22 protein-coding genes and 1 pseudogene are annotated in these 23203 nt (G+C 63.3%); 9 read left to right on the top strand and 14 right to left on the bottom strand.

The genetic code is table 11. From position 1 onward, the window contains the following. Window positions 1-31: 31 nt before the first annotated feature. The 7 genes from GGR90_RS05850 to GGR90_RS19425 all read right to left on the bottom strand — a co-directional run bounded on the left by GGR90_RS05850 (window position 32) and on the right by GGR90_RS19425 (window position 10016). Complete coding sequence (locus GGR90_RS05850; protein WP_167920152.1) at window positions 32-463, bottom strand: NIPSNAP family protein; 432 nt, start codon at window positions 461-463, stop codon at window positions 32-34. A 672-nt stretch (window positions 464-1135) separates the two neighbouring features. After that, entirely contained in the window at window positions 1136-2680 is a 1545-nt protein-coding gene (locus GGR90_RS05845; protein WP_167920150.1) for an acetolactate synthase large subunit, read from the bottom strand. 175 nt (window positions 2681-2855) lie between these two features. After that, on the bottom strand, window positions 2856-3524 hold the full coding sequence (locus GGR90_RS05840; protein ID WP_167920148.1) for a helix-turn-helix domain-containing protein: 669 nt from the start codon (window positions 3522-3524) through the stop codon (window positions 2856-2858). A gap of 10 nt (window positions 3525-3534) precedes the next feature. Continuing rightward, window positions 3535-5403 carry a DUF885 domain-containing protein gene (locus GGR90_RS05835; protein WP_167920146.1) on the bottom strand — a complete coding sequence of 623 codons (1869 nt, stop codon included), beginning with the start codon at window positions 5401-5403 and terminating at the stop codon, window positions 3535-3537. Window positions 5404-5410: 7 nt separating this feature from the next. Continuing rightward, window positions 5411-6583: an alpha/beta fold hydrolase gene (locus GGR90_RS05830; RefSeq protein ID WP_209023571.1), complete on the bottom strand. Its 1173-nt coding sequence runs from the start codon at window positions 6581-6583 to the stop codon at window positions 5411-5413. A 59-nt stretch (window positions 6584-6642) separates the two neighbouring features. Further along, window positions 6643-8850, bottom strand: a complete 2208-nt coding sequence (locus GGR90_RS05825) for a TonB-dependent receptor (protein ID WP_245198506.1) — start codon at window positions 8848-8850, stop codon at window positions 6643-6645. A gap of 86 nt (window positions 8851-8936) precedes the next feature. Further along, window positions 8937-10016, bottom strand: coding sequence for a YkvI family membrane protein (locus GGR90_RS19425; protein ID WP_342449895.1), 1080 nt, complete (start codon window positions 10014-10016; stop codon window positions 8937-8939). Between the two features lie 267 nt (window positions 10017-10283). Here GGR90_RS19425 and GGR90_RS19755 point away from each other — a divergent pair. The 3 genes and pseudogenes from GGR90_RS19755 to GGR90_RS05815 form a co-directional block, all read left to right on the top strand. Further along, window positions 10284-10526, top strand: a pseudogene (locus tag GGR90_RS19755) (Glu/Leu/Phe/Val dehydrogenase dimerization domain-containing protein); the annotation flags it as partial. A gap of 18 nt (window positions 10527-10544) precedes the next feature. After that, the gene (locus tag GGR90_RS05820; protein ID WP_245198404.1) at window positions 10545-11237 is read left to right on the top strand and encodes a Glu/Leu/Phe/Val dehydrogenase family protein; all 693 of its coding nucleotides are present in this window, start codon (window positions 10545-10547) and stop codon (window positions 11235-11237) included. 8 nt (window positions 11238-11245) lie between these two features. After that, window positions 11246-11587 carry a hypothetical protein gene (locus GGR90_RS05815; RefSeq protein WP_167920140.1) on the top strand — a complete coding sequence of 114 codons (342 nt, stop codon included), beginning with the start codon at window positions 11246-11248 and terminating at the stop codon, window positions 11585-11587. A gap of 122 nt (window positions 11588-11709) precedes the next feature. Here the strand turns inward: GGR90_RS05815 and GGR90_RS05810 are convergent, their stop codons facing one another. From GGR90_RS05810 to GGR90_RS05795, 4 genes are all read right to left on the bottom strand, one after another. Next, complete coding sequence (locus GGR90_RS05810; RefSeq protein WP_167920138.1) at window positions 11710-12804, bottom strand: Cj0069 family protein; 1095 nt, start codon at window positions 12802-12804, stop codon at window positions 11710-11712. Window positions 12805-12875: 71 nt separating this feature from the next. Further along, window positions 12876-13538, bottom strand: a complete 663-nt coding sequence (locus GGR90_RS05805; protein ID WP_425337878.1) for a superoxide dismutase — start codon at window positions 13536-13538, stop codon at window positions 12876-12878. Window positions 13539-13619: 81 nt separating this feature from the next. After that, on the bottom strand, window positions 13620-15017 hold the full coding sequence (chrA, locus tag GGR90_RS05800) for a chromate efflux transporter (RefSeq protein ID WP_167920136.1): 1398 nt from the start codon (window positions 15015-15017) through the stop codon (window positions 13620-13622). 2 nt (window positions 15018-15019) lie between these two features. Further along, entirely contained in the window at window positions 15020-15943 is a 924-nt protein-coding gene (locus tag GGR90_RS05795) for a chromate resistance protein ChrB domain-containing protein (RefSeq protein ID WP_167920134.1), read from the bottom strand. A 204-nt stretch (window positions 15944-16147) separates the two neighbouring features. Between GGR90_RS05795 and GGR90_RS05790 the strand changes: the two genes are divergently transcribed. The 3 genes from GGR90_RS05790 to GGR90_RS19750 all read left to right on the top strand — a co-directional run bounded on the left by GGR90_RS05790 (window position 16148) and on the right by GGR90_RS19750 (window position 17841). Next, window positions 16148-17038: a DUF1259 domain-containing protein gene (locus GGR90_RS05790; RefSeq protein ID WP_167920132.1), complete on the top strand. Its 891-nt coding sequence runs from the start codon at window positions 16148-16150 to the stop codon at window positions 17036-17038. A gap of 69 nt (window positions 17039-17107) precedes the next feature. Then, window positions 17108-17437, top strand: coding sequence for a PepSY domain-containing protein (locus tag GGR90_RS05785; RefSeq protein WP_245198403.1), 330 nt, complete (start codon window positions 17108-17110; stop codon window positions 17435-17437). Continuing rightward, on the top strand, window positions 17434-17841 hold the full coding sequence (locus GGR90_RS19750) for a Rap1a/Tai family immunity protein (RefSeq protein WP_425337877.1): 408 nt from the start codon (window positions 17434-17436) through the stop codon (window positions 17839-17841). Before GGR90_RS05785 ends, GGR90_RS19750 begins: the two co-directional genes overlap by 4 nt. 209 nt (window positions 17842-18050) lie before the next feature. On the opposite strand, the gene GGR90_RS05780 is transcribed toward GGR90_RS19750, so the two are convergent. Together GGR90_RS05780 and traA are read right to left on the bottom strand one after the other, a co-directional pair. Further along, window positions 18051-18797: a DUF6118 family protein gene (locus GGR90_RS05780; RefSeq protein ID WP_167920130.1), complete on the bottom strand. Its 747-nt coding sequence runs from the start codon at window positions 18795-18797 to the stop codon at window positions 18051-18053. Window positions 18798-18812: 15 nt separating this feature from the next. Then, window positions 18813-21818: a Ti-type conjugative transfer relaxase TraA gene (gene traA / locus GGR90_RS05775; RefSeq protein WP_167920128.1), complete on the bottom strand. Its 3006-nt coding sequence runs from the start codon at window positions 21816-21818 to the stop codon at window positions 18813-18815. Window positions 21819-21990: 172 nt separating this feature from the next. Here traA and GGR90_RS05770 point away from each other — a divergent pair, with 172 nt between their 5' ends. The 3 genes from GGR90_RS05770 to GGR90_RS05760 are packed head-to-tail and all read left to right on the top strand — an operon-like array spanning window position 21991 to window position 22740. Further along, window positions 21991-22296, top strand: a complete 306-nt coding sequence (locus tag GGR90_RS05770) for a conjugal transfer protein TraD (RefSeq protein WP_167920126.1) — start codon at window positions 21991-21993, stop codon at window positions 22294-22296. Then, entirely contained in the window at window positions 22280-22576 is a 297-nt protein-coding gene (locus GGR90_RS05765) for a conjugal transfer protein TraD (RefSeq protein WP_209023569.1), read from the top strand. Before GGR90_RS05770 ends, GGR90_RS05765 begins: the two co-directional genes overlap by 17 nt. After that, complete coding sequence (locus GGR90_RS05760; protein ID WP_167920122.1) at window positions 22573-22740, top strand: hypothetical protein; 168 nt, start codon at window positions 22573-22575, stop codon at window positions 22738-22740. The genes GGR90_RS05765 and GGR90_RS05760 overlap by 4 nt, the downstream gene beginning before the upstream one ends. 3 nt (window positions 22741-22743) lie before the next feature. Here GGR90_RS05760 and GGR90_RS05755 read toward each other — a convergent pair whose 3' ends face one another. Then, the gene (locus GGR90_RS05755) at window positions 22744-23181 is read right to left on the bottom strand and encodes a Ros/MucR family transcriptional regulator (RefSeq protein ID WP_167920120.1); all 438 of its coding nucleotides are present in this window, start codon (window positions 23179-23181) and stop codon (window positions 22744-22746) included. Window positions 23182-23203: the final 22 nt, after the last annotated feature.

Below are 23203 nucleotides of genomic sequence, written 5' to 3'. Positions count from 1 at the left end.
TTCCGTCCACCCCCTTCCCCGCTCCGGCCCCCTAGCCGCCCGCGCCGGCGCGGTCGGGCGAGTAAGGCACGGGTTCGAGCGTGCGGTCCGAAATCGCGTCGACGAAGCGGCCGTGGCGCGCGCCCGTTTCCTTCTTGATCGCCGCCCATTCGGGATCGGCCATGAAGGCGGCCCACGCCGCTTTCATCGTAGCGGCATCGGGCCAGTCGAGCAGATAGACGAATTCGACCTTGCCCTCATGCTCGCTGCGCCAGATCGAGCGCACCGCGAAGCCGTGGCGCGCCATGATGCGCAGCGCGTGATCGCGGAAACGGTCGTGAAACACGCCCTCGTTGGCGCGCGGGATTTCGTAGATGCGCAGTTGCTGGAGCGGGGCGGGGTTGGCCGCCGGTGCTGCTGCTGCGGCGGCGGGCGCGAGGGCGAGCAGCGCGGCGAGGGTGAGGATACGGATGGGGGAGGGCATGGGCGTTTCTCCATTTCTATCTGCAAATTCTCGTCATTCCCGCTTTCACGGGCACACCATTGTTATAACTCGTTGGCGATCACCATTTGAACCTCTTGAGAGGCCAGAGAACGGCGGTTTCGCGCTTCAGTTTCAGCATTCTCGGCAGCACACGCATGTCGGTCGCAATTTAACGCGACACGCCAGCGTATAGAAACTTTGTTGGGAGGATTGGTAACGCCTGAAATAGGACGGATTGGCAACGGTGAACCACCCCGAGGCTGCCGGAAGCCATTGGGATTGAGTTACGCAGCCATGGGTCGTCCCGCATGGCATAGCATCGTTCTTCGGTGTTGGCGGGCGGGATATTGTCGATCGGCTTCAGCAACACCAACTCGAAACCGGCGACGCCAAGCGTAGTAGGTTCGCTGGTGACGTTGATCTCACGCGCACCTTCTCCTCGGCATCAACAACACACGCGCTGCTTTCTTTGCGACAGGCATCGATTCCCGCATAATAGTCCACGGCTGTTCTTCTCATAATGCTCGGGGCCGATCATTTGGCCCCCGTTTCAACACCATCATTCTGAAAGACAGAAGCCCATGCTGGCTGCCGTCTGAGACACCGGACCATTACGGCATTTAGAGGGTCAAATCCTGTCGGAAAATGCTAATTTGAACGAACGGAAGCCCCCTATATCATTGCTTCAATCAGCACTGGCCCTTTTCGCGCCAGCGCCCTTCCCAACGATGCACGAAACTCTTCTGTCGTCGTCGCCGTTGTAGCCTCGACGCCCATCGATTCGGCCAAAGTGCGCCACTGGATATCCGGTTCCCGGAGATTGAGCATGGCTTTGGCTTTCGGTCCGGGTGTCTGCGCACCGACGCGCGTCATTTCGATGTTCAGGATCGCGTAGGACCGATTATTGAATAATATAGTGACGATATCGAGGCGCTCGCGCGCCATGGTCCATAGCGCCTGGTTGGTGTACATCGCCGATCCATCGGCCTGAAGCGCGATGACCTTGCGGTTGGGGCAGGCGATCGCCGCGCCGATAGCGACCGGCAGGCCCTGGCCTATGGCGCCCCCTGTCAATTGCAGCCAGTCGTGGCGCGCAGCGCCCGCCGACTGGGCGAATGCCGCGAAGCTCGACGTCGCCCCTTCGTCGCTGACGATGGCGTCGTCGGGCAGCATTTCCGCAATGATCGCGCCAGCATTCACCGGAGTAAGCTTGCCCTCCTCCACTGGCGGTGTGCCCGCTCGCTGCAGGCGGTCGGTTTCTGCCGGTGCTCCCAACGCGTCGGCTAGCGCCGAGAGAGCATGAAGATGGTTTTGCCGTTTCGATGCGAGGCGAACGGACAAGGCCGTATCCGGAGCCAGGATACTCGGTTTCCCAGGATAGGCGAAAAAGGACACAGGAGCGTCCGCTCCGCAATAGACAATGGCGTCGAATTCCGCGAGGAAGGCTTGGGCTTCCTCCCCGAAATAGGGAAGTTTCTCTACCGCTACCCTGCCGGCACCACGTTGATGCCGCGTGGCGAAGGTTTCGCAGACGATACGTGCGCCGGTTGCGGTCGCGACCCGCCCGGCTGCCAGCATCGCGTCTTCGCGCAACGCCCGGCCGCCGACGAACAGGCAGGGCATCCTGGCGTTCCGCAGGGCGTCCGCAGCCCGCTCGATGACGTCAGGAGCGACCGTGGCGCGCGCGTCCGTCGGACGCGGCGGTGCAGATATGGCATCGCCGCTCCAGGCATGGTTGGCCGGAACGATCACCGTCGCGATGCGCCCGGCTCCCTCATGCGCGATTGCCACCGCGGCCGCGCCCGCCTCGGCGAGATCGTCGGCGGATGTCGCACGGTGCACCCAGTCGGATACAGGGCGGGCGAGCCCTTCGATGTCGGACGTCAGCGGTGAGTTAAGATAAAGATGATAGTCCGCGTGGTCGCCGACGAGGTTCACGATCGGCGATCCACCGCGGCGGGCATTGTGCAGGTTGGCGAGCCCGTTGGCCAGCCCGGGCCCCAGATGCAGCAGCGTGACCGCGGGTTTGTCGGCCATCCGTCCATATCCGTCGGCGGCGCCGGTCACGACCCCTTCGAACAGTCCCAGCACGGCCCGGATGCCGTCGACCTCGTCCAATGCGGCGACAAGCTGCATTTCCGAGGTGCCCGGATTGGCGAAACAGACCTCGACTCCGCTGGCTTTCAACGTCTCGAGCAATGCCCGCGCCCCGTTCACCAGCCTTGCTCCGGGCGACATCCTGCCGGACGGGTTTTCGCGCCACTGTCTGCTGCGCCGTGATGGACGATCGAAATTGCCGGGTTCATGAATTTCTTCCTGTAATGCGCCTCGCCGCTTAACGCGACGACATGAAATGCTTGGAAAATGGGGCTCTGGGCTGTGCCGCCCGGACTCAAGGCTTTGTCCGGCTCTCAACCAGAGGCAACACTTGGGAATCCAGCGTAGAAAATATTGACAATATTCGGCAGCGTTCGTCGCCCGCGTTCACATAGGCGTGCCCCATATCGCTGTCGAAATAGATGGAATCGCCTGCGTCGAGATAGGCCGGCGCATATGTATCGGAATAAAAGACAAGCCTTCCTTCCAGCACGTGGACATATTCCTCGCCCGGATGCCGATGGAACTCTCCGAACTCCTCGATACTGCGCGCTTCGACGTCGGCGACCATCGGCGTCATTTCCTTGCTGAGGAGATCGAAAGCCTGATACCGGTACTCACCATTTTTCGACCTGATCGCCTGCCCCTCGGAGGCCCGCGTAATGCTGCGACGCCGCGCCTTCTCCCCGCTCGTGAACTGCCCGCGGGGCGAGCCGAAAATGTCCGCCACATTCACTTCGAGGGCAAGGCTGATGCGAATGAGCTTGTCGACCGTCAATTCCATCTTGCCGTTTTCGATCTTCGACAATGTCGAGGCCGTCAGGCCGGTCCGCTGACTGACTTCGGCCAGCGTCAAGCCCTGCTCGGTCCGAAAACCGCGCAGCGCCTGACCGGGTCGGAGCAATTGAGGGTCGGGGCTTGCGCGCGCCGCCGACTTGAAGATGGTTTCGATATCCTTCGTCATGAGTCCCTCTTTATCTTGACTGGCTGCGGACGTTGGTGCGCGTGCCGTTCCCGCCCGGCTTGCCGGTTTTCACTATGAAGCGATCGACGACCTGCTCAAGCACGGAAAGCGGCACCGCGCCGACGGAAAGCGTCGTGGCATGGAAATCGCGTATATCGAACCGCGGTCCAAGGGTTTTCTCTGCCCTCGCACGCAGGTCGGTCCAGTGGCGCTTGCCGACAAGATAGCTGCACGCTTGCCCCGGCCAGACGCAATATCGTTCCACCTCGTTCGCGGCGATCGGCGGCGGGACGCCATTATCGATCATCCACGTCGCGGCTTGCTCCCTGCTCCAGCGCAAGGCGTGGATGCCGGTATCGGCGACCATTCGCGCGGCGCGCAGCAGCGTCGCAAGAAGATAACCCACCCGCCCCACCGGATCCTCGTCATACATCCCAAGCTCGTCCGCGAGCTGCTCGGCATAAAGGCCCCAACCCTCGCCATAGCCCGACGACCACAATATCTTGCGGATCGTCCGCACCGGCGAACTTTCCTGCAAAACCACCTGCTGCAGATGGTGGCCGGGGATCGCTTCGTGAAAAGCCGTTGTCGGCAGCATCCACCGGGGGACATTAGATGTATCGCCAAGATTGAGATAGAATGTGCCGGGGCGCGAGCCGTCGAGCGCGGGGTCTTCATAATAGGCGATCGGCGCCCCGCTCTCGAGAAACTCGGGCACCCGCCGAATTTCAAACGGAATCCGCGGCAACGTTCGAAAGTAGCGCGGCAAGCGCGTGCGCATCGTGTCCAACCGGGCCGTCATATCTTCGATCAGCGTCGCGCGGCCCGCATCGGTATTGGGATACAGGTGCACCGGATCGGTCAGGAAGGCCAGAATCTGCTTCGAGATCGTGTCGGCCGCATAGCCAAGCTTGGTGAGGAGTGCCCGCAACTGTGCCGCCATAGCGGCGGTCGCCTCGATTCCCGTCCGGTGAAAATCGGCGATGTCGGGCCTGGCCGTGATATGAAGCTGGAGACTGGCGGCATAATAGGCATCGCCCTTCGGCAAGCGACCGACGCCGTCGCCCTGTGCAGGCGCCTTCAAGGCGCGAAGCGCAGAAATCTGCTCGTCGAGGGCGGGCAGGGCTTTCTCGCGCCATAGCGTGTTCGCCGTCGCCGCGTAATGGTCCGGCAAGCCGGCAATCCGCAGCTTGCGCGCGAAGGATGCCAGCACCGGCGTATCGGCGACCGACTGGTCACGAAGCCAAGTCATTTGCCGCGTCATGCGGTCGAGGACGAAGGGCGGCGGTACGACGCCCAGCCCGGCGTCACGCCTGATATGGGCCGTCTCGCCCCGCAGGACGCCGCCGAGCGCGTCTACGCGGTCGAGATAAGCGTGGGCGTCGGCCGCATCGCCGACCGGATGTTTTGAACTAAGGAATTCCGGAACATCGACATAAGCGCCGTGGAGGTGGCTGACGACATAGGGCCGGGCCTGAGCGGCGTCGCCATAGGCGAACGCATCGGCGACTGCGCTGCGGTGCCCGAGCGTCGTTGCAACAGCCCGCAGATCGATGAGGTCGCGATGATCGAGCGCTTCGGCATCGATCGACCGCAGCGCCTGAAGCTGCGAACGGAGCCTGTCCCTCCGGTGCGTCGCCGCGGCGGGCGAGCGGTCGTCGAGCCGCGCCCGAAGCGCGGTATGCGAACCGACGTCGAGGCCGTAGCGCGTCGCCGCCTCCGGTGAATCGGCGAGCATGTCCGACAGGATGGACGCAAGAACGCGGTCCAGCCGCTGCGCGGGCGCGGCCTCGCCGTCCGCCGCCCAGAGCGGCGAGGGGACGAGGCAAGCCGCACCGGCAAGCAGTTCACGGCGGCGAAGCGGAAGCGGCGCTGGCATGATGCGGTCAGTCCACGCCCGGCGCGTCGCCCGGCGCGACATCGCCCGCTCTGGCCGCAATGGGACGCACATCGTTCACCAGATGCATCAGCAGCTTTCCGGGTTGCTCGAGCTGCATCATATGCGCTGAATGCTCGAACCAGAACAAGCGCTTGTAGGGCGCCTGCACCGAGGAAAACCAATCGGCCGCCAGCGCCGACGGGGTCTCGAAATCGCGGCGCCCCGCCACGATGAAGAGCGGCGTGTCGAGGCGATGCACCTTGCGATAATCGAGTTGCGTCAGACCCGGTATCAGCGCCACGAGGCTCAGCCCGGCGTAACGCGCGGCGGCGAGGTCGGCATCACTATATTCGGGCGCCAGCAGGCGGGCATTGGTATCATAGGAAAAGTCGCTGCGTCCCGCCGTCAGTCCGCCGAAGTAAATCACCCATTTGCGCTGGGTCAGGACCTGCTCGAAGAAGGTCGGCGCGGAGGGATTGGGATAGGGCGCGATCGCCTCCAATTCCTTTATCGCCTGAGCGTTTTTGGTCCGGCGCGCCTCGCGAAGGGCGAAGGCATAACCGAGTTCTTCATTCTCCTGTCCGTTGATCACCTGTCCCATGCCGATATAGGCATGCAGCCAGTCCGGGTGGCGAAGCGCGACATTCAGGCCGATAACCGTGCCCCAGCTATGACCCAGAACAAAGATTTTGCGCTTGTCGTATTTCTTTCGCAGGTAGTCGACGAGTTCCACGCCATCCTGCGTCATCCGCTCGATCGAGATGCCTTCGGCGATCGCCGCGGGATCCTCGTTGGCAGTCCAGCTTTTTCCGGCACCACGCTGGTCCCATTGCACCACGGTGAAGTAATCCTCCCACGAGCTTTGATAGAGCCAGCTCACCGGCATTTCGGTGGTGGCGGGACCGCCGTGGATGAACAAAAGGATCGGATTGCGGCTGTCACGGCCACGCACCGAGACCCACTGCTTTATGCCGCCGATTTCGACCGCATAATTTTCCTCGATCCCGCGCGGCGCCATGATCCTGCGGGCGTCGGCGATGATTGCGCGCGCATCGGGCGCGGCGACGGGAGCCTGCGGCGCCTCCTGCGCCGCGGCGGCGCCCACCAGCGGGCTGGCCAGCAAGGCCGTCATGGCGGCATGGCCGGCGGCACGGCGGAACCATTCACTCGATTTGATCATCATCTTCTCCATGCGATTGGTTACCGCCTCGCCCGCGACGCGGTCGGCGTGCGCCGCCTCTAGAAGGAGCGCGCGACCGACAAGCCGATCGTGCGCGGGACATTTACCGAAATCCGATCGAGCGACACCGGCACCCCTCTCAGCACGCCGTCGAGCCGGGTGCGACCAAGCTGGGCCTGCTTGTCGAGCAGATTTTTCCCGAACAGCGAAAACTCGTAGGAGCCACTGTTCAATCCGAGCTTCAAATTGAACAGTGCATAATCGTCGATCGGCAAGGGGGCCGCCGATATCGAATTCACGCGCGGCCCGACATATTGGACGTCACCGCGAATATAAGCGTATCCATCACCGCCGACAGGCCGTCCATATTCGAGGTGAGCTGCGGCATTCCATCGCGCTACCTGCGGCAGGCGCTGCCCGGGGGTCGCGGGAACACCCGGAGCGACGCTGCGGAGCGTCGCGTCGGTATAGGTGGCTTGCCCACCGAAGCGCCAATGATCGCCGATGCGGGCGTTGATTTCGAGTTCCGCCCCCTCGATACGCGCTGTGCCGGCGTTCAGAAAGCCATTGAAACCGTCCCCGCGCTCGACATTGAGTTGGATATTCTTCCAGTCGATGCGGAAAGCGGCTGCCGTTACGGTCAGAGCGCGATCGAGGACCGAAAACTTGGCGCCGACTTCATAATTCCACAGCGAGTCGGAATCGAAGGCCGGCCCGACATCGATCGTGCAGCCGATGCCGCAGGGCGGCAAGCCGGCGTTGTTGCCCCCAATACGAAAGCCTTTTGCGGCCTGAACATAGAGAAGTGCGGAGTCCGCGGGCTTGTAGGAGAGATTGAATTTGGGCGTCGTGGAGGTTTCGCTAAACCGCCCGCTCACCCGCGAAAATCCGCCGAGGAAGGGACCGTCGGTGACGCGGACTTCGCTGCGCCTGGTGCGCGACACACGCGCCCCTGCTGTCGCGGTGAGCCGGTCGGTCAGATCATAACTGAGTTCGGTGAATCCGGCGAGTTGCTTCGCGCCGAAACGATCATCCTCATAATAGATATTGTCGCCCGTCCGGGCCTGGGGCGGCACGCCAAGCGGATTGATCGTCTGCCCCACCTTGTCGTCGCGGTCGAGATAGAAGCCGCCGACGACCCAGCGGAACGGTCCGTCGCCGTTCGAGGCCAGTCGGATTTCCTGGACTTTTGACGTGGACGGATAGGACAGGCGCGAATCCCCGAGCGAAAAGGGGATCGCCCCCACGAAATTGAGGAGACCGAGAAAATGGTCGATGTCGTTGCTGAAGCGGCGGCGGCGATCGAAGTAGGAGCTTGACGATGTCAGCGTCCCGAACCCCAGGTCGAGGTCGATACGCAGATTGGCGGTCGCGATTCGGTCCCGATAAGGGGTATCCGCGCTGCGATCCTGGATCAGGTCCGGAAATGTATCGGTGGCCTGGTCCAGCGCACCGATCCGCGTATCCTGATACATGCCCGTCAATGTGACGTTCAGGTCTTCGACGGGCTGGAACCGCACGGCGAGCCGGCCGCCGTAGGTCTTTTCCTCGTTGATATTCTTCTCTCCGCCGAGGTCGTCGATGAATCCCGCATTGCGGATTCCATAGGCGGCGGCGCGCACCGCGACCTTGTCCGACAGCGGAATATTGATCCAGCCGTTTGCCGCACCGTTGGCGCCGCCATGGTCCGTGACCGAGCCGGTCAGTTGCAGATAGCCGGCGATTTGGTCGAACCGCGGCTGGTTGGTCAGCACGCGCAACGTTCCGCCAAGCGAGCCGCTGCCGAACAACGTGCCTTGCGGCCCGCGCAACACCTCGACCCGGTCGATGTCGTAAAGGCGGATATCGGGTTGCGACGAGCCTTCGCCGACCGGCGTCTCATCTATGTAGAGACCGACGGTCGCTTCGGTGCCCGTATCGACTTCCGCCCCGGCGGACACGCCGCGGATGAAAATCTGGTTCCTGCCGGGGCCGTTGTCGAGGAAGGACACGCCGGCGATGCCGCGCGCATAATCCGAAAAATTGACCGCGCCGATCCGGGCCAGTTCCTCGCCGGTGACGGCCTGGATGCTGATGGGCACGTCGAGCAGGCGGGCCTCGCGCCGCGTGGCCGTCACGATGATTTCGGTATCGACACTGGCCCTGGCCTGCGCCGTGTCGGTCGTCTGGGCGCCCGCGGGCGCGTGCCCGGTCGCTCCCAAAACCGCTGCCGCACCAAAAGCGGCAACCCGCCCGCCGCGAAACGAAAGTCCTTTTTTCTTGTCCATCTCGGCATCCCTTCCCACATTATTTTTTTGTAATTTCCAAATTGGAATATATTTCCTTATTAGATAATATTGCTGATACGGGAAAGTCAACTGCCCGCATCGGTGGCGGGAATGATGGTCGCGAGCGGCTCGGCGCGCCGCACGCGCAACATGTGTCGCAGCCCAAGGGTCGAAAGCGGGAGGACGTAGATCAGCAGGAATAGATAGGCGAGCCAGCGATAACCCTCGGCCACAAGCGCGACGAGACCGAACTGGCCGGCGACGAACACCGCGAGGGCGAGGATGGCGGCTGCGACGGCGGCCCGTTTGGGCATTGGAAAGTCGCCGCCTCGCCGGGCCGTCCAACTCTGCGCGATACGTTCATTGACGGCGTGGACGCCTCCCACGCCGCTTTCGAGCAGGGCGGCGAAAACCATGAGCTGAAACACGACCCGGAACCAGGGCAGATTCAGCCGCTCGAGCAGAAAATCGGAAGGCAATTCGACCGACTCGATACCCGGAAAAAAGGCGAGCATCGGCAAAAAGAAGAGCACAGCCGGGAGCATCGCCAGCGGCCCTGCCAGAAGGCCGGCGATGACGGCGTCGCGGCGCGAGTGCAGGTGGCGCAGGACGGGAAGGATCACGATGGCGCCGATGATATTGTAACTCGCATAGGTCACGCCGCCGGTCAGCCAGCCGTCCGGGGGATGAGAGGCGGCGAAGGTTGCAGCGATGCGATCGCCGAAGCGGCTGAGCGCGAGAATAAGGAAGATTGCGTAGGTGCCATAGAGGAGGACCGAGACATATTTGAAGAGCGGCTCGACCCACTCGTTCCCCCGGGATGCGAAGAAGGTCGTGGCGGCCATGAATAGCAGGGCGCCGCCGATTTCCGGCCAACCGAACAAGCTCGCGCCGATTGAACCCGCTGCCGCGGCGAACGCAGCAAGAATGACAAGAATCGCGATGAGATAGGCCACCTCGAAAATCCACCAGAAGCGTCCGAGCAGATGGCGGAAGAAGGTGCGATAGTCTCGCGCTCGCGTGTGGACGGCAAAGGCGAAGGTCAAAGCCGCAACCGCGCTCCAGATCGCGGTTGCAGCGAGCAAGCCCCACAAGCCGCCGACCGGCCCGCTCGGGACGAAAAAGGTCGCGAGCTCACGCCCGGTGGCATAGCCGCCGCCGATCACTGCTGCTTTGAAAGCCAGTCCGGGAAGCCATATCCGGCGAAACCAGTCATTCTGGGTCATCGTGCCCTCCGAGCTTTAGCGCGTTTTCCTCTTGCGAAATTTCCTGTAGACGAAATATTTCTGATTTGGCAATAGATTGGTGAATTGGAATATCGTTTACAGGTCGGGAGAATTTTGATGAGCGTTTGGGAGTCCGCGGAATTCGACGGTCACGAGCAGGTCTGCGTCTTCACCGACGAGAAGACCGGATTGAAGGCGATCGTGGCGATCCATTCGACGGCGCTTGGGCCGGCCGCGGGCGGAACACGCTTCAAGGTCTATTCGAGCGATTCCGATGCGCTGGACGATGCGCTTCGCCTATCCCGGGCCATGTCGTACAAGTCTGCGCTCGCCGGCCTTCCGGTCGGGGGCGGCAAAGCGGTCATCATCGGCGACCCTCACCAGCTGAAATCGCCCGAACTGCTGCACGCCTATGGCCGCTTCATCGATCGAATCGGCAATCACTTCGCGACCGGAGAGGATGTCGGCATGACGGTCGCCGACATGGACCGGATCGCCGAGGTGACCAAATATGTGGGCGGAACCTCCAAGGGCATCGACCCGTCCATCCCGACCGCGGAAGGCGTCGTTCATGGATTGCGCGCCGTTCTGAAAAGGGCGCTCGGCACCGACAGTTTCGCCGGCGCGCAATTCGCCCTGCAAGGCCTTGGCGCCGTCGGCTGGGGTGTGGCCGAACGCCTGCATGCGCAAGGCGCCAGGTTGATCGTCGCGGACGTGCGCGAGGAGCGGGTGAAATTGGCGGTGGCCGCGTTCGATGCCCGCGCCGTGCCTTGCAATGACATCCATGCCGTCGATTGCGATATTTTCGTGCCCTGTGCTCTCGGCGGCGTGATTTCGGAGGCGACGGTGCCGGACCTGAAGGCAAAGGCGGTTGCCGGCTCGGCCAACAATCAGCTGGCTTCGGCAGAGGCCGGGGCGGCCCTTGCGGAACGGAAAATATTGTTCGCCCCCGATTATGTCATCAATGCCGGGGGAATCATAAGCGGAATTCTCGGCGCGGCCGCATTGCCGGGACGCGAGACGCCGCACGCGCCATCGCTCGATCAAGCGATTGAGGCGATCCACGACCGGCTGCTCGGCATCTTCGATCACGCCGATGCCTATAATGTCGCACCGGAAATCGCGGCCGAACGGATGGCGCGGGAGATGATCGGACGCTGAGTCGGCGAGTGCGGTCCCTTCGTATTGCCGAAGCGCCCGCCGATATTCCCGATGCTCATCCGGGCATCGCCGAAATCTACAAGCGCAAGGTCGCGCGGCTCACCGCGACGCTCCGCGATCCCGAAACGCGGCTCGATGCCTCAAGCGATATCCGTTCGCTCGTCGGCAAGATCATCCTCTCGCCCGGCGAACGGCGCGGCGAGATTCATGCCACGCTCCACGGCTCGCTCATGGGCATCCTTGATTTCGTCAACGGAACCCCGAAACCCGACCACGGCCGAGTTATAACATCGGTTGTCTCGGGTTCACGGGAACACCTATGTTATAATTCCTTAGAGATTGCCATTTAAAGCATTGGTTCTCAGGTTGGCTTCCGAAGTTTCACCCAGCCTCGCTCACCCTTGGGCTTGCCTGATCGATAGGCAACTATGCTTACGACCAATGTCACGTCTCTTGAATTGCTTGAATCATATCAATGCGGATTGGAGGTCTCCTTCCGCAAACGACCAGCCAGAGCGCGACCGACGGCCGCCGCGGCGACTGGCTGGACAGCACTTGGTGGAAATGGTGCAACCGAACTGGCGTTGATTTCGCAAAGCACGTACGGACTATCGTTGGCGCTTTTACGAGCGCGAAACAGGAAGTCGGCGTCCCAAAGAAGCGGAAGATCGTGGTCGGCGATCGACAGCAAACTTTGCATCTCCGGAATCCAGCGATCCTCCATCGCTTTGCGTAAGGCTGCGAAGCGCGTTACCTCCGGTCCGAACATGACGCGGCCCATCGGCTGTGGGGGTGACGACATTGTATCAACGGACGTTGGCGTCATCAGCGCAGTGATCAGGTTGTGCCCAAAGCCCACCACACGGTGCCCGCTCACGTAGCAGCGGGCCATGCCCTTGGACGACTGCGGCTGATAAGCCTGATCGATCAGCACGCCGCCGCCGTTCAGAAACGGCACCCACCTATCCAAGCATTCGGCTAGGCTGATGCGCTCCGATTTGCTTCCTTGACGGGCCTCTTGAACTTCCACCCACGTTTCCAAAGCAGGATCGTCTCCCGCTCCGGCCAGTTGGACACGCCACACATTCCTGCCGCCGTTCCCGTAGTTCGGCTTCAGCACGCGCGGACCTCCGACAAGACGTTGCGGAAAATATGCACGAAGGCCTTCAGCGTCCACGTATCTAGCGACATCGCTGCCCCATTCCATGGACCGTGTTGTGTAGAGCACGTCCTTGACGCCGATTTTGGCGATCACGTCGGGATGCGCGCTGACGACAACGCCGCACGCCGCGACTTCGCGCAGCATCGGGTCGAGCACCGAGCGGTCGCCTGAAATGTCCAACGGATTCACCCAGACCAGCACCGCGTCGAACGACAGCAACTCGTCACGAATGTCGCGAACCGCTTCGTCTCTGTACAGTACAGGCCTTGTGGTCGCCCCGAACGACCGCAAGGCTTGAACGATCGGCCACTGCCGAGCTTCATGAAAGCGATGCGTCCACTCGGCCGCTTGTCCGCGCCAAAGAAGAGCGATGTTCGGGCCGGATGTCACTGTTGCATCTCCCATCGGACCTGCCCCCTTTGTGGTCGCCAACTCAGGTGTCGCGCAGAAGTGGGTGTTGATCCTCGGCGGACGGGTCAGCCGCCGCCGCGCAAAGCCGCGGCATAGCGGCGGTCGACCACTTCCCAGTCGATGTTGCGGAAGAAGGCGTCGACGTATTTGGCGGCGGCGGTGCCGTAATCCATGTGAAAACTATGCTCGTACATATCGAGCGCCAGCAGCGGCACGCCGGCGATTGCGCCGTGCATATGATCCCACGCCCAATGGTTGTGCAGCGAGCGGGTGTGGAGATTGTAGACGAGCACGCACCAACCTGATCCGCCGGCAAGACTCATGCCGGTGCGGCGGAAGTCGGTCTCCCAGCGGTCGAACGAGCCGAACGCCGCGCCCAGCGCGTCGCGGATCGAGCCGGCTGCTTGACCGTTGCCGCCCAGCCCGTCGAAATAGATTTCATGGAGCACGACCGAGCCGGTGCGGTGCAGCTCCTCGCGCTTGAGGCCGCCATAGACCACCGGCGGTAGGTCCGGGTCAGCGAGCGCGGCGGCAAGGCGTGTTTCGATCATATTCAACGCCTTGACCGAGCCGGCATAATTGTTCTCGTGGTGCGATGTGATCAGCCTTTCGGAGAGGCCGTGGAGCCTGGCGGGATCGAACCTGAGCGGCTTGATCTGATGATTGCCGGCGAATGCGAGGACATTCGTCGGCGCTGCGGTCGGCGTCTGCGCCGAGGCTTCGTTCATAGTCATGGCTGCGGCTCCAATGCCAAGAGTTGCGATTGCACTGCGTCGGGAAAATTGGTCGATCGTCACACGTCACTCCCTTCAGATGATCATTACATATGCGGCCCCGAGGACGGAGCAGACGCCGAGCACCGGCAGCATGCCGGCCTTGAACCGGAACATGGCGAGGATCGCACCCACCGCCAGCGCTAACGCGGGCCAGTCGACGGACGTCAGGACTGGGAGATCGATGGCGCCGGCCGCGAACGGCACTTCGCGGACTTGCCCGAACAAGGTGTGAATCCCGAACCAGACTGCCAGATTGAGAATGACACCCACCACTGCGGCGGTGATCGCCGAAAGCGCGGCCGACAATGCGCGGTTGCCGCGCAGGCGTTCGATGAACGGCGCGCCGGCGAAGATCCACAGGAAGCAGGGCAGGAAAGTGACCCAGGTGGTGAGAATCGCGCCCAACGTCGCGGCGATGAGCGGCGGCAGTCCGGTGGCCTCGCGGAAGGCTGCCAGAAAGCCGACGAACTGCGTCACCATGATCAGCGGACCCGGCGTAGTCTCGGCCATGCCGAGCCCATCAAGCATCTCGCCGGGCTGGAGCCAGCCATAGGTCTCGACCGCCTCCTGAGCGACATAGGCGAGCACCGCATAGGCGCCGCCGAAGGTCACTACCGCCATCTGGCTGAAGAAGATGGCGATGCGGCTGAATACGTCATCCGCACCGAACGCGATCAGTAGCGCTGCGACCGGTGCCAGCCAGAGCACAAGCAGAACGCCGGAGATGCGCAGCGACCAGGAAAGGTTCGGCCGCGCATGATCGGGGAGGCCCTCGCCAAGCGCGGTGTCGCGGTCGTGGATTATCTCGGCACCGGCGGGACCGTGTCCGCCGCCGCCCCTGAATGCGGCGTAACCAGCGCGGCCACCGAAGAAGCCGATCAGCGCGGCGGCGAGCACGATCAGCGGGAAAGGCACGTCGAGAACGAAAATCGCGACGAACGCCAGCGCGGCAAGACCGCGCATGACGTTGTTCTTCAAGGCACGCGAGCCGACCCGCACCACTGCCTGCAGCACGACTGCCAGCACCGCCGCCTTCAATCCGAAGAACAGGCCCTCGACCAACGGCACCTGGCCGAGCAGCACATAGATGTAGCTGAGAGCGAGAATGGCGAGGAAGCCGGGCAGCACGAACAGCGCGCCGGCAACCAGGCCGCCCTTGGTCTTGTGGAGCAGCCAGCCTATGTAGATCGCAAGCTGCTGCGCTTCGGGGCCGGGCAGGAGCATGCAATAGTTGAGCGCGTGGAGGAACCTCTCCTCGCCGATCCAGCGCTTCTCCTCGACCAGGATGCGATGCATCACCGCTATCTGGCCCGCCGGTCCCCCGAAGCTGAGCAGCGCGATCCGGCTCCAGACGCGCATCGCCGCGCCAAAGCTGACGCCGTGCTCGTGCGGCGACTCGACTGCGATTTCAGCGCGTGCGCTGGCCTCCATCTTTAATCCTCTTTTCGCCGGGTGAAGTGAGCATAGAAGCCGTCGAGCGCGGTCGATCCGCGCGCGATCCGCTCCTCGTCGTCGTCGGTGCCGGCACAGATGCCGGCGATAAGTGCGCTCACTCCCGGCGTCTCCGGGCGCTCGAACCGGGCGTCGGCAATATCCAGGTCGTGAACAATTTCGCCGAGCGCCCGCAGCGCCGGATCGGCCTCGAGACCGGTGCGGAACACCAAGGCCTCGAAGGTGCAGCGGTCGCCCTCGTGGGTGAACTCCGCGTCCGCCATGTCGAACCTGAGTTCGTCAGGCTCCGGCGCATAGCCTTTGCCATCGACGAACTTGAGGCTCGCCTCTGGGTCGATAAAGCGGCGAATGAGCCAAGCGGAGGCGATGCGATCGACATGGACATGGCGGCGCGTCACCCAAACGCGGCGTTTTAGTTCGGCCGGCGTCAGCTCGGGCGCACCCGGGCCGCTCACATCGGGATGTTGGTGAGAGCGGCGTTCTGCCTCGGCAATGGCGGCCTCAGTCGCCTGCTGGCCGTGGGCACCGAAAAAGTCGATGGCGGCGATCTCGTTCAGGCGCTTGCGCAGGCGGCCCACATCCGCCGCCGCGACGTACTCGCCCTCACACAGCTCGCGCGCCTCGCGCGTCAACTCCTCGTAGTCGGCGTCACGCGCGGCGTCGAACAGTCCGCGCAGCTCCGCATCGCCCATGCCGCTGGCGAGCCGCGCTTCGAGGATCAGCGCCTCGCCGCCATTCTCGGTGATCTCGCGATGCAGCTCTTCGAACAGCGCGCGCGTATCCTCGCGATTGGGAAGCGCATGGACGGCATTCTTGAGCGGCGCGGCCCCGATCGCCTGCAAGCGCCGCCACACCTTCACCCGCAAATAGGCAGGCTTGGCCGGAAGCTGCGGGATCAGGAGCAACCAAGGGGAAACTTGTGTGTTTATCATAGTTGTATCGTCACTAGTCTACGAGTGTAAGGGTTGCATCACAAGTCCCATGAGCATAGGACTGCTTATCGCGAAGAAAGAAACCGGCGCGCGATGCTGGGTTTGTCGCGGCTCGCCGGCGGCGCGCTCGCATGACGGGAGGCTTTCCGTGCCGAATGCGCTGATAAAGGATCAATTATGCTGAAAAAGGCCCTCGCCTTGGGATTCGCCAGCCTCCTGCTTGCAAGCCCGGCATGGGCAGCGCTGGACTGGTCGGCGGTCGACCGGGCGATAGGACGAGCGGGGGCTGAACAGGCGGGGGGCGTTCACCGCTACAGCTTCCCGCGTTCGGACCTAAGCGTCACGCTGGATGGGGTGACGATCAAGCCCTCCCTCGCGCTCGGTTCCTGGGCGGCGTTTCAGCCGATGGGCGACGAGGCGATGGTGATGGGCGATCTCGTGCTGACGCACGACGAGGTGAACCCCGTTATGAGCCGCCTGCTCGCAAGCGGTTTCACGATCACCGCACTCCACAATCATCTGCTCCGCTCGTCGCCCGCGACCATGTACATGCACATCGCCGGCCACGGAGACCCGGTGAAGCTCGCGGCCGCGCTCCGGCAGGCACTGTCAGCCAGTCGGACCCCGCTCACCGCGCCGCAATCGCCCTCGGTCAGCGCAACCGCATCGGCACTCGATCTCGACACGGCCACGCTCAACCGATTGATGGGCGGTGAGGGCAAGACCGCCGGCGGCGTCCTCCAATACAGCTTTCCGCGCGTCGAGCGGCTGATGGACGGCGGCATGGAGACTCCGCCGACGATGGGCACGGCGACCGCGATCAACTTTCAGCCGACCGGGAACGGTCGAGCTGCGATCACTGGCGACTTCGTACTAGTCGCAAGCGAGGTCGATCCAGTCCTGCGCGCGCTGCGAGCGAACGGGATCGAAGTCACCGCGCTGCATAATCACATGCTGAACGACGAGCCGCGGTTGTTCTTCATGCACTTCTGGGCCAACGACGACGCAGCCAAACTCGCCCGTGGGCTGCGCGCGGCGCTCGACAGGATGAACAATCAGAGGAGTTGAAACCGGACGACGGCTCATTGGGCCGTGACCGCCGCCCGCTCGACCCACGGCCCTCATCCAGGAAGTGGAATGAACATGGCTAGCAAACGAACTCTCACTGTCGTCGCGGGCGTCGGCGCGGCCGCGCTGGCGATTGCCGGTGTCGCGATCGCGCAAAACCACGAGGCGAACGAGAACCGGATCATCGGCGAGCACAGCGAAAGAGATATCCCGCTCGATCAGGTGCCTCAGGCCGCGATGAACGCCGCACGTGCGCAACTCGCGTCAATAAGCAAAGCGGAGCAAGTCACTCGAAAGGCGGACGGAAGCACGCTCTATGAAATCAAGGGCAAGAACAGTGACGGCAAGACGATCGAACTGTTCGTCACGCCTGAAGGCCAGGTGCTCGGCCGCGAATGATGAAAATCTCGGCGGGTCGGCTGTCGGCGGGCCGGCCCACTTACCTCGAATGCAATGTCACGAGACGGGAGAGGAAAATGAGGCCAAGGCGATTGATATTGTTCTGCGCTGTCTTGGCCGCCCTGCCAGGTAGCGCGGTCGGTCAAACAGAACCCGCTTCAGCAACAGGCTCGGTACTGTTCGCAAGCTGCCAAGCGAATGAGCCGCGATGCGGCGCCTATCTGCAAGGCGTGCTCGACATGATGATTGGTGCACGAGAAGCAGAATGCGGTGCTCCACGCTACGACCGGGCGGCGCTGCGCGCGGCATACCTACGCTGGGCGGAGCGGAATAGCTATTTCCTGAGCGTTCATATGGTGGCGGGCGCTGAACGGGCGCTAAAGGAGGCATGGCCATGCCCGTAGCACGCCATATTCCGGCGGCGCAGCCTGCTGGCGACTGTTTTTAGGGTAGGCGAAGCGTCCGCCTGACGGTGAATTCCGCCCGCTCAACGATCCCATGTCGCGACTCAAGCTCGTCAGTTAGCGTGTTGCAAAGCCGACTGATCGCGCGCTTCTAATATTGCGCCGTAGCGCTAGGTCGGCTTCGCTGGGGGCTGCCCCGCTCGCTCCGGTCAAAGCTGCCGATTCCCTATCCTGATTGTGCATCGCACCGGTTGCTTAGCCTTGACGGCCTGCTGCTCGCAGGCGTCGATGGCATCGCGGTTGTCGCGGCGCATCTCGGCGGCATCGACGATGGCCTGCCATGCATCTGGGCGACCGGCACGCATGATCCGGGCTCCGGCCTCCCACAGCGTCGGCTCGCGCACGGTTCGTGCGGCGATGCGTTCGGGCCAGTGCCAGCTGACCGGCATGATGCGCGCGACCACGCCGGGCAAGATCGCCCAGAGCAGGCAACCGGCAAGAACTCCGCAGCCGATGCCCCACCATATATGCTCGCGCTGCTGCTCCCGCGTGTGGGCGTTGCCGATGATCCGATGCAATGCCTGAACAGCGTCCACCTGACTCTGCTGGACCTGCTGGACGCCAGCCCGGTCGCCCTCGCGGGCTTTCTGCGCCGCTGCGGCAATGCGCTCCCCCATATCCTCCGGGGTCATGTCCAGCGCGGGTGCATCCTCGATCGCCTTCAACCGCATGGTGATCCCGGCGAGATAGGCGTTCGTCTTTTCCAGCGTAGGGTTATAGTCGGGGATCTCGATGTTCAGCCGTTCGGCCGCCATATGCTCGACGGCGCGGACCATGAGGGCGATGCGCTCGTCGAGTCCCGCCACCCGATCGTCGAGCCGCGCGAAAGCTTCCGCCGCGTTTTCCTGTCGGGGTTCCGGCTTTGGTGCTTTCGACGGCAATTGTTGTTCGTCCATGTCATCTTCTCCTGGCTAATGACCGATACCCATGTCGCGGCCGAGGTCGCGGATCTGATCGGAGGGGATGGAGTTGGCGAGGTCGCGCGACAGGCTGCGCGCCATGTCGCGGCTGATCTCGAGGCCGAGTTCGCGGCTGCGTCCGTCGAGCACCGATTCAAGCTGGGCGTCGCGCGCGAGGCTCTTCGCCATGCCCGCCATGCTCTGCGCGACACGCTTCGCGCCGCGTAGATCGCCATCGCGGACCAGCTCTTCGCGCTGGCGCTGCAACTGCTGCCAGCCCTCGACGAAGCGGTCGGCGCGCTGGAACGGATCGATGCGGATTTCCGCCTCAAGCTGCATCGCCTGGAGCGCGGACTGGCCGCGCCCGCCAGCAGCCTCGCGGACAAGCTCGGGCTGGCGCTTGAAGGCGGCGCCAAGATCGGTGGAAGCATTTGGCCGGATCGCGTCGAGCGATTCCTTTGCCCGGTCCAGCGCTGTGCGCTGGTGCGGCATCGGGTCGAGCCCCTGCGCGCGGGTCTGCTGCACGGCGTCGAGCGCCTTTGCGTAGCGCTCCACCGCGCCGCGAACACCACCGGCGCGCATGGATTGCTGGTCGCGGGCGAACTGGTTACTTCGTTCCGGTTCGTGCGGTCGGCGCGCTGGCCGGAAGTCGGCGAAGATCGAGCGTTCGCGTTCGGGCGCTGCCGCTCCGCGCTCCGTCCTGCCGATCGCGAGACGCAAGCCATCGAACATGCCGCGCGCTTTCTCCGGCACGGCCTTGACGATTCCCGCGACACGCTCGCCGAAGCTGATGCCGCGCCGTTCGGCAAAGGTGCGCTCGGGATCGGCCTTGGCGTAATCCTGCGCCATATCCTTGGGCCGGTCGCGCGACAGGGTGCTAACAAGCTTACCCCGATCCTTGAAGTCATCGCGGCCATAATGGAGCGCCACGCCGTCACGATGACGCGACAGCGCGACATAGGCACTGTGACGATCCATGCCCGGCGTCGCCAGCACATGCGTCCGGTCCACCGTCATGCCCTGCGCCTTGTGGATCGTGGCGGCATAGCCATGATCGAAATCGCGATAGTCTTTGACGTCAAACGCGACATTGCGCCCGTTATCGGTACGCACCGCCATGCGCTGCTCGCTGACCCGCTCGACCGTCCCGAGCGTGCCATTTTTCACCTCCAGACTGCGCTCGTTGCGCAGGAACATGATGCGGTCGCCGGCGGCAAAATCCCGTTCGCCGCGTTCGGTTTTGATGCGAACGTTGTCGCCAAGATCACCGCTGGCGCGCAGCGCTCCGCGCGCCGCTTCGTTGAGTTCGCGCACCTCGGCATTGGTATGGGTGAGAATGATCCGGCTGGCGTCCGGATTCGCCTGCCGGTCGCGATCCCAGCGCTCGATAAGGTGGTCGCGCGCCGCCTCGCGCGTATCGGCGGCGTGCAGCATTTCCCTGTCGGAATAGGCGCCGATCGCCTCGCCAGCCCGCCCGGTCGCGAGATGCCGGGTGGCCTCCTGCTGCCAGCCTTCATGCTGGCGGCGCACCTCGGTGATCTCGACGCCGCCATGCCGTTCGTGGATCGCCCGGAACGCCGCGCCCGCCTCGATCGCCTGCAACTGCTGCGGGTCGCCGACCAGTACGACCTTGGCTCCGGCATCGGCGGCGTGACCCAGCACGCGTTCCATCTGGCGCGTGCCGACCATGCCCGCTTCGTCGATGACGAGAACATCGCGCGCGGTCAGCAAATCGCGACCCTGCGCCCAGCCATGTTCCATGCTGGCGATCGTGCGCGAGGCGATGCCGGAGCCGTTTTCCAGACCCTCGGCGGCGATGCCCGACAGCGCTGCACCGCGCACATTGAGGTCAGCCGACTCCCATATGTCGCGCGCGACGCCCAACATGGCGCTTTTACCGGTCCCGGCATAGCCCACGACGATTGCAAGCCGCCTCTCATCGGTGATATGTACCAGCGCGGCCCGCTGCTCTTTCCCGAGCACCAGGCCACCACTCCCGGCGGCGTCGAGCCCACTTTGCAGCGACGCTGCCGGGAGACCAAAGCCCCGCCCGTCGCTGAGCCTTTCCACTGCGCGGTCCAGCCGTTGCTCGGTCTCGATCATCTCGCGGCTGGTGAACCGATCTTCGCCGCGTCCATCCTTGCCAAGCGCGATCATGTCGGGCGATGCTTTGACTGCCGACATCACGGCATCAAACTGATCCTTCCCGTCGCTATGACGATGCACGAACATTGCCATATCGCGCTGCGTGAACGTCGCCTGATGGTGGGTGATCGCATCGAGCGCGACGCGAGGTTCCGCAATGATGCGTTCGCCGTTGCGCTGCGCGACCGCGCGATGATCTTCGATCCGTTCGACTTCGAGACCGCGCTCCCCCATGCGCGATGCGGCGGGACCGATCTTATCCTGCGGTTCGAGGGCGATGCCCTGCGCTTCCAGACTGCGGTGATCGATGCGCGCATCGATGTCGAGTTCGGCAAGCCGCCGATTGACTTGATCCGCCCAACGCTCACGCCATTGCTCGACAAGTTCGGTGCGGTTCCAGTCGCGCACCTTCGCGCCAAAACCATCTTCGCCCACCTCGCGCATGGTGAGCATGACATGGGCGTGAGGTTTGGCGAGACCGTCGGCGCCGATGTCCCAATGGACATTGAGGTCGGCGATCATGCCGCGTTCGACAAATTCTTGGCTTACGAAGTCGCGGGCAAGCTCAATGCCCTGCTGCTGGGTCATCTCGCGCGGGATGGCGAACTCAACCTCGCGAGAGAGCTGCGCGTCCTTCCGCTTCTCGGTCGCCTCGACCTCGTTCCAGAGTGTCGCGCGATCGGAGAGGCGTTCGGGCGCACCTTCGGGTAGCAGCACTTCGCTATACACGACGCCCGACTTGTTCGAGAAATCGTGGTCGCGGTCGAGCCGCTCATCGTGCAGTCGATCGGCCGAACGATAGGCGGCCGCCGCAACCGCACTCCGTCCGGCGGCGCGGCTGATGACTTTGACGGAGAAGTGATAGATCGCCATGACGGCAATCCATCTACACTTCAAAGAGCACGTCGGCACGACGTATAAGCGCGCCCTCACACGGAAAAATCCGCGGAGGGACTAGGCTGTGCCAGGCTGTCCCGATCACCTTGCTGCGCATCGGAAGGCGCGTCTTTATGATGGATGCATCACACCATCATGGAGATGCGACATGCGCAAACCCCGCGATATCGATTCGGAACTGAAGGCGCTCGAAGCCAAAGCGAAGACCCTCAAGGAACGCCGTGTTCGCCAGCTTGGCGAACTCGTCATTGCCACTGGTGCCGACGCGCTCGAAGCTGAGATGCTCGCGGGGGCATTGCTTGGCGCCGTGACAACGAAGGATGCAAACGCGAAGGAGGGCTGGCGCAAGGCGGGCGCGGGCTTCTTTCAGCGCGGCGCACGCAAAGCTGCAACGGGAACTAATCGCGGCGCAGCGAATGACGCGGCGCCTGACAGCCATGCGGCATCGGCTTGAAATGGCGCAGGCGCGGACCGGCGTGCGCGATTGGCAGATCAAGCGCCGCGAACGCACGCGCCAACTGATCGAACTCGGCGGCCTTGTCGTGAAGGCGGAACTCGTCGATCTCGCGGACGATGATCGCGCGATGCTCTATGGAGCGTTTCTCTGGATGGCCGACAAGCTGCGGAGCGAAGATGGCGCGCGTGCATCGGCTCTCTGGAAGCGCAAAGGGCGGCGGGCGTTCGATGCTGACACATTGCCCGACATCGACCCGCCTGCCATAGGCCCGCGATGACACAAGAACTTACCGACGCCATTCTTCGCGTGGTGGAGCGCGCGCCGCAATGGATACGGCGAGACCTTGATACAAAAGATCCGGTCGCGCGCGTCCGCGCCGAAGAAACGCTCGCGGCGATGATCGCCGTCGCGCTCGATAGCCAAGCCGACGGCGAGGCCTGAGAGTTATTTCGCGGTCGTTCGGCGCGTGACGGTCTTCTTGCGCCCACCGCCGCGCCCCTTGGTTCCAAGGCCGATTTCCAATGCAAGCGCGCGGCGCTTCTCTGCGTAGTTCGGCGCGACCATCGGATAATCCTTCGGCAGGTTCCACTTGGCGCGATAATCGTCGGGCGTCATGCCGTAATGCGTCATCAGGTGACGGCGCAGCATCTTGAGCTTCTTCCCGTCTTCGAGGCACACGATGTAATCGGGCTTCACCGACGCGCGGATCGACACTGCAGGCTCCTGTTTGACTTCGGGTTCTACGTTCGTCCCCAGTCCGGCGAGCGCGTCATGCACCGAGCGGATGATGAGCGGAATATCCGATATGGCGACGCTGTTGTTGCTCACATGCGCAGCGACGATGTCAGCCGTCAGCGTGACGAGCGTTTCCTGATCTTCCATTTTCATCTCCGTCGATGCTGTT

Origin of the sequence: Sphingopyxis italica (assembly GCF_011926545.1) — a bacterium.
Taxonomy (GTDB): Bacteria; Pseudomonadota; Alphaproteobacteria; order Sphingomonadales; family Sphingomonadaceae; genus Sphingopyxis; species Sphingopyxis italica.
This window is presented reverse-complemented; position numbering and strand designations above follow the sequence as displayed.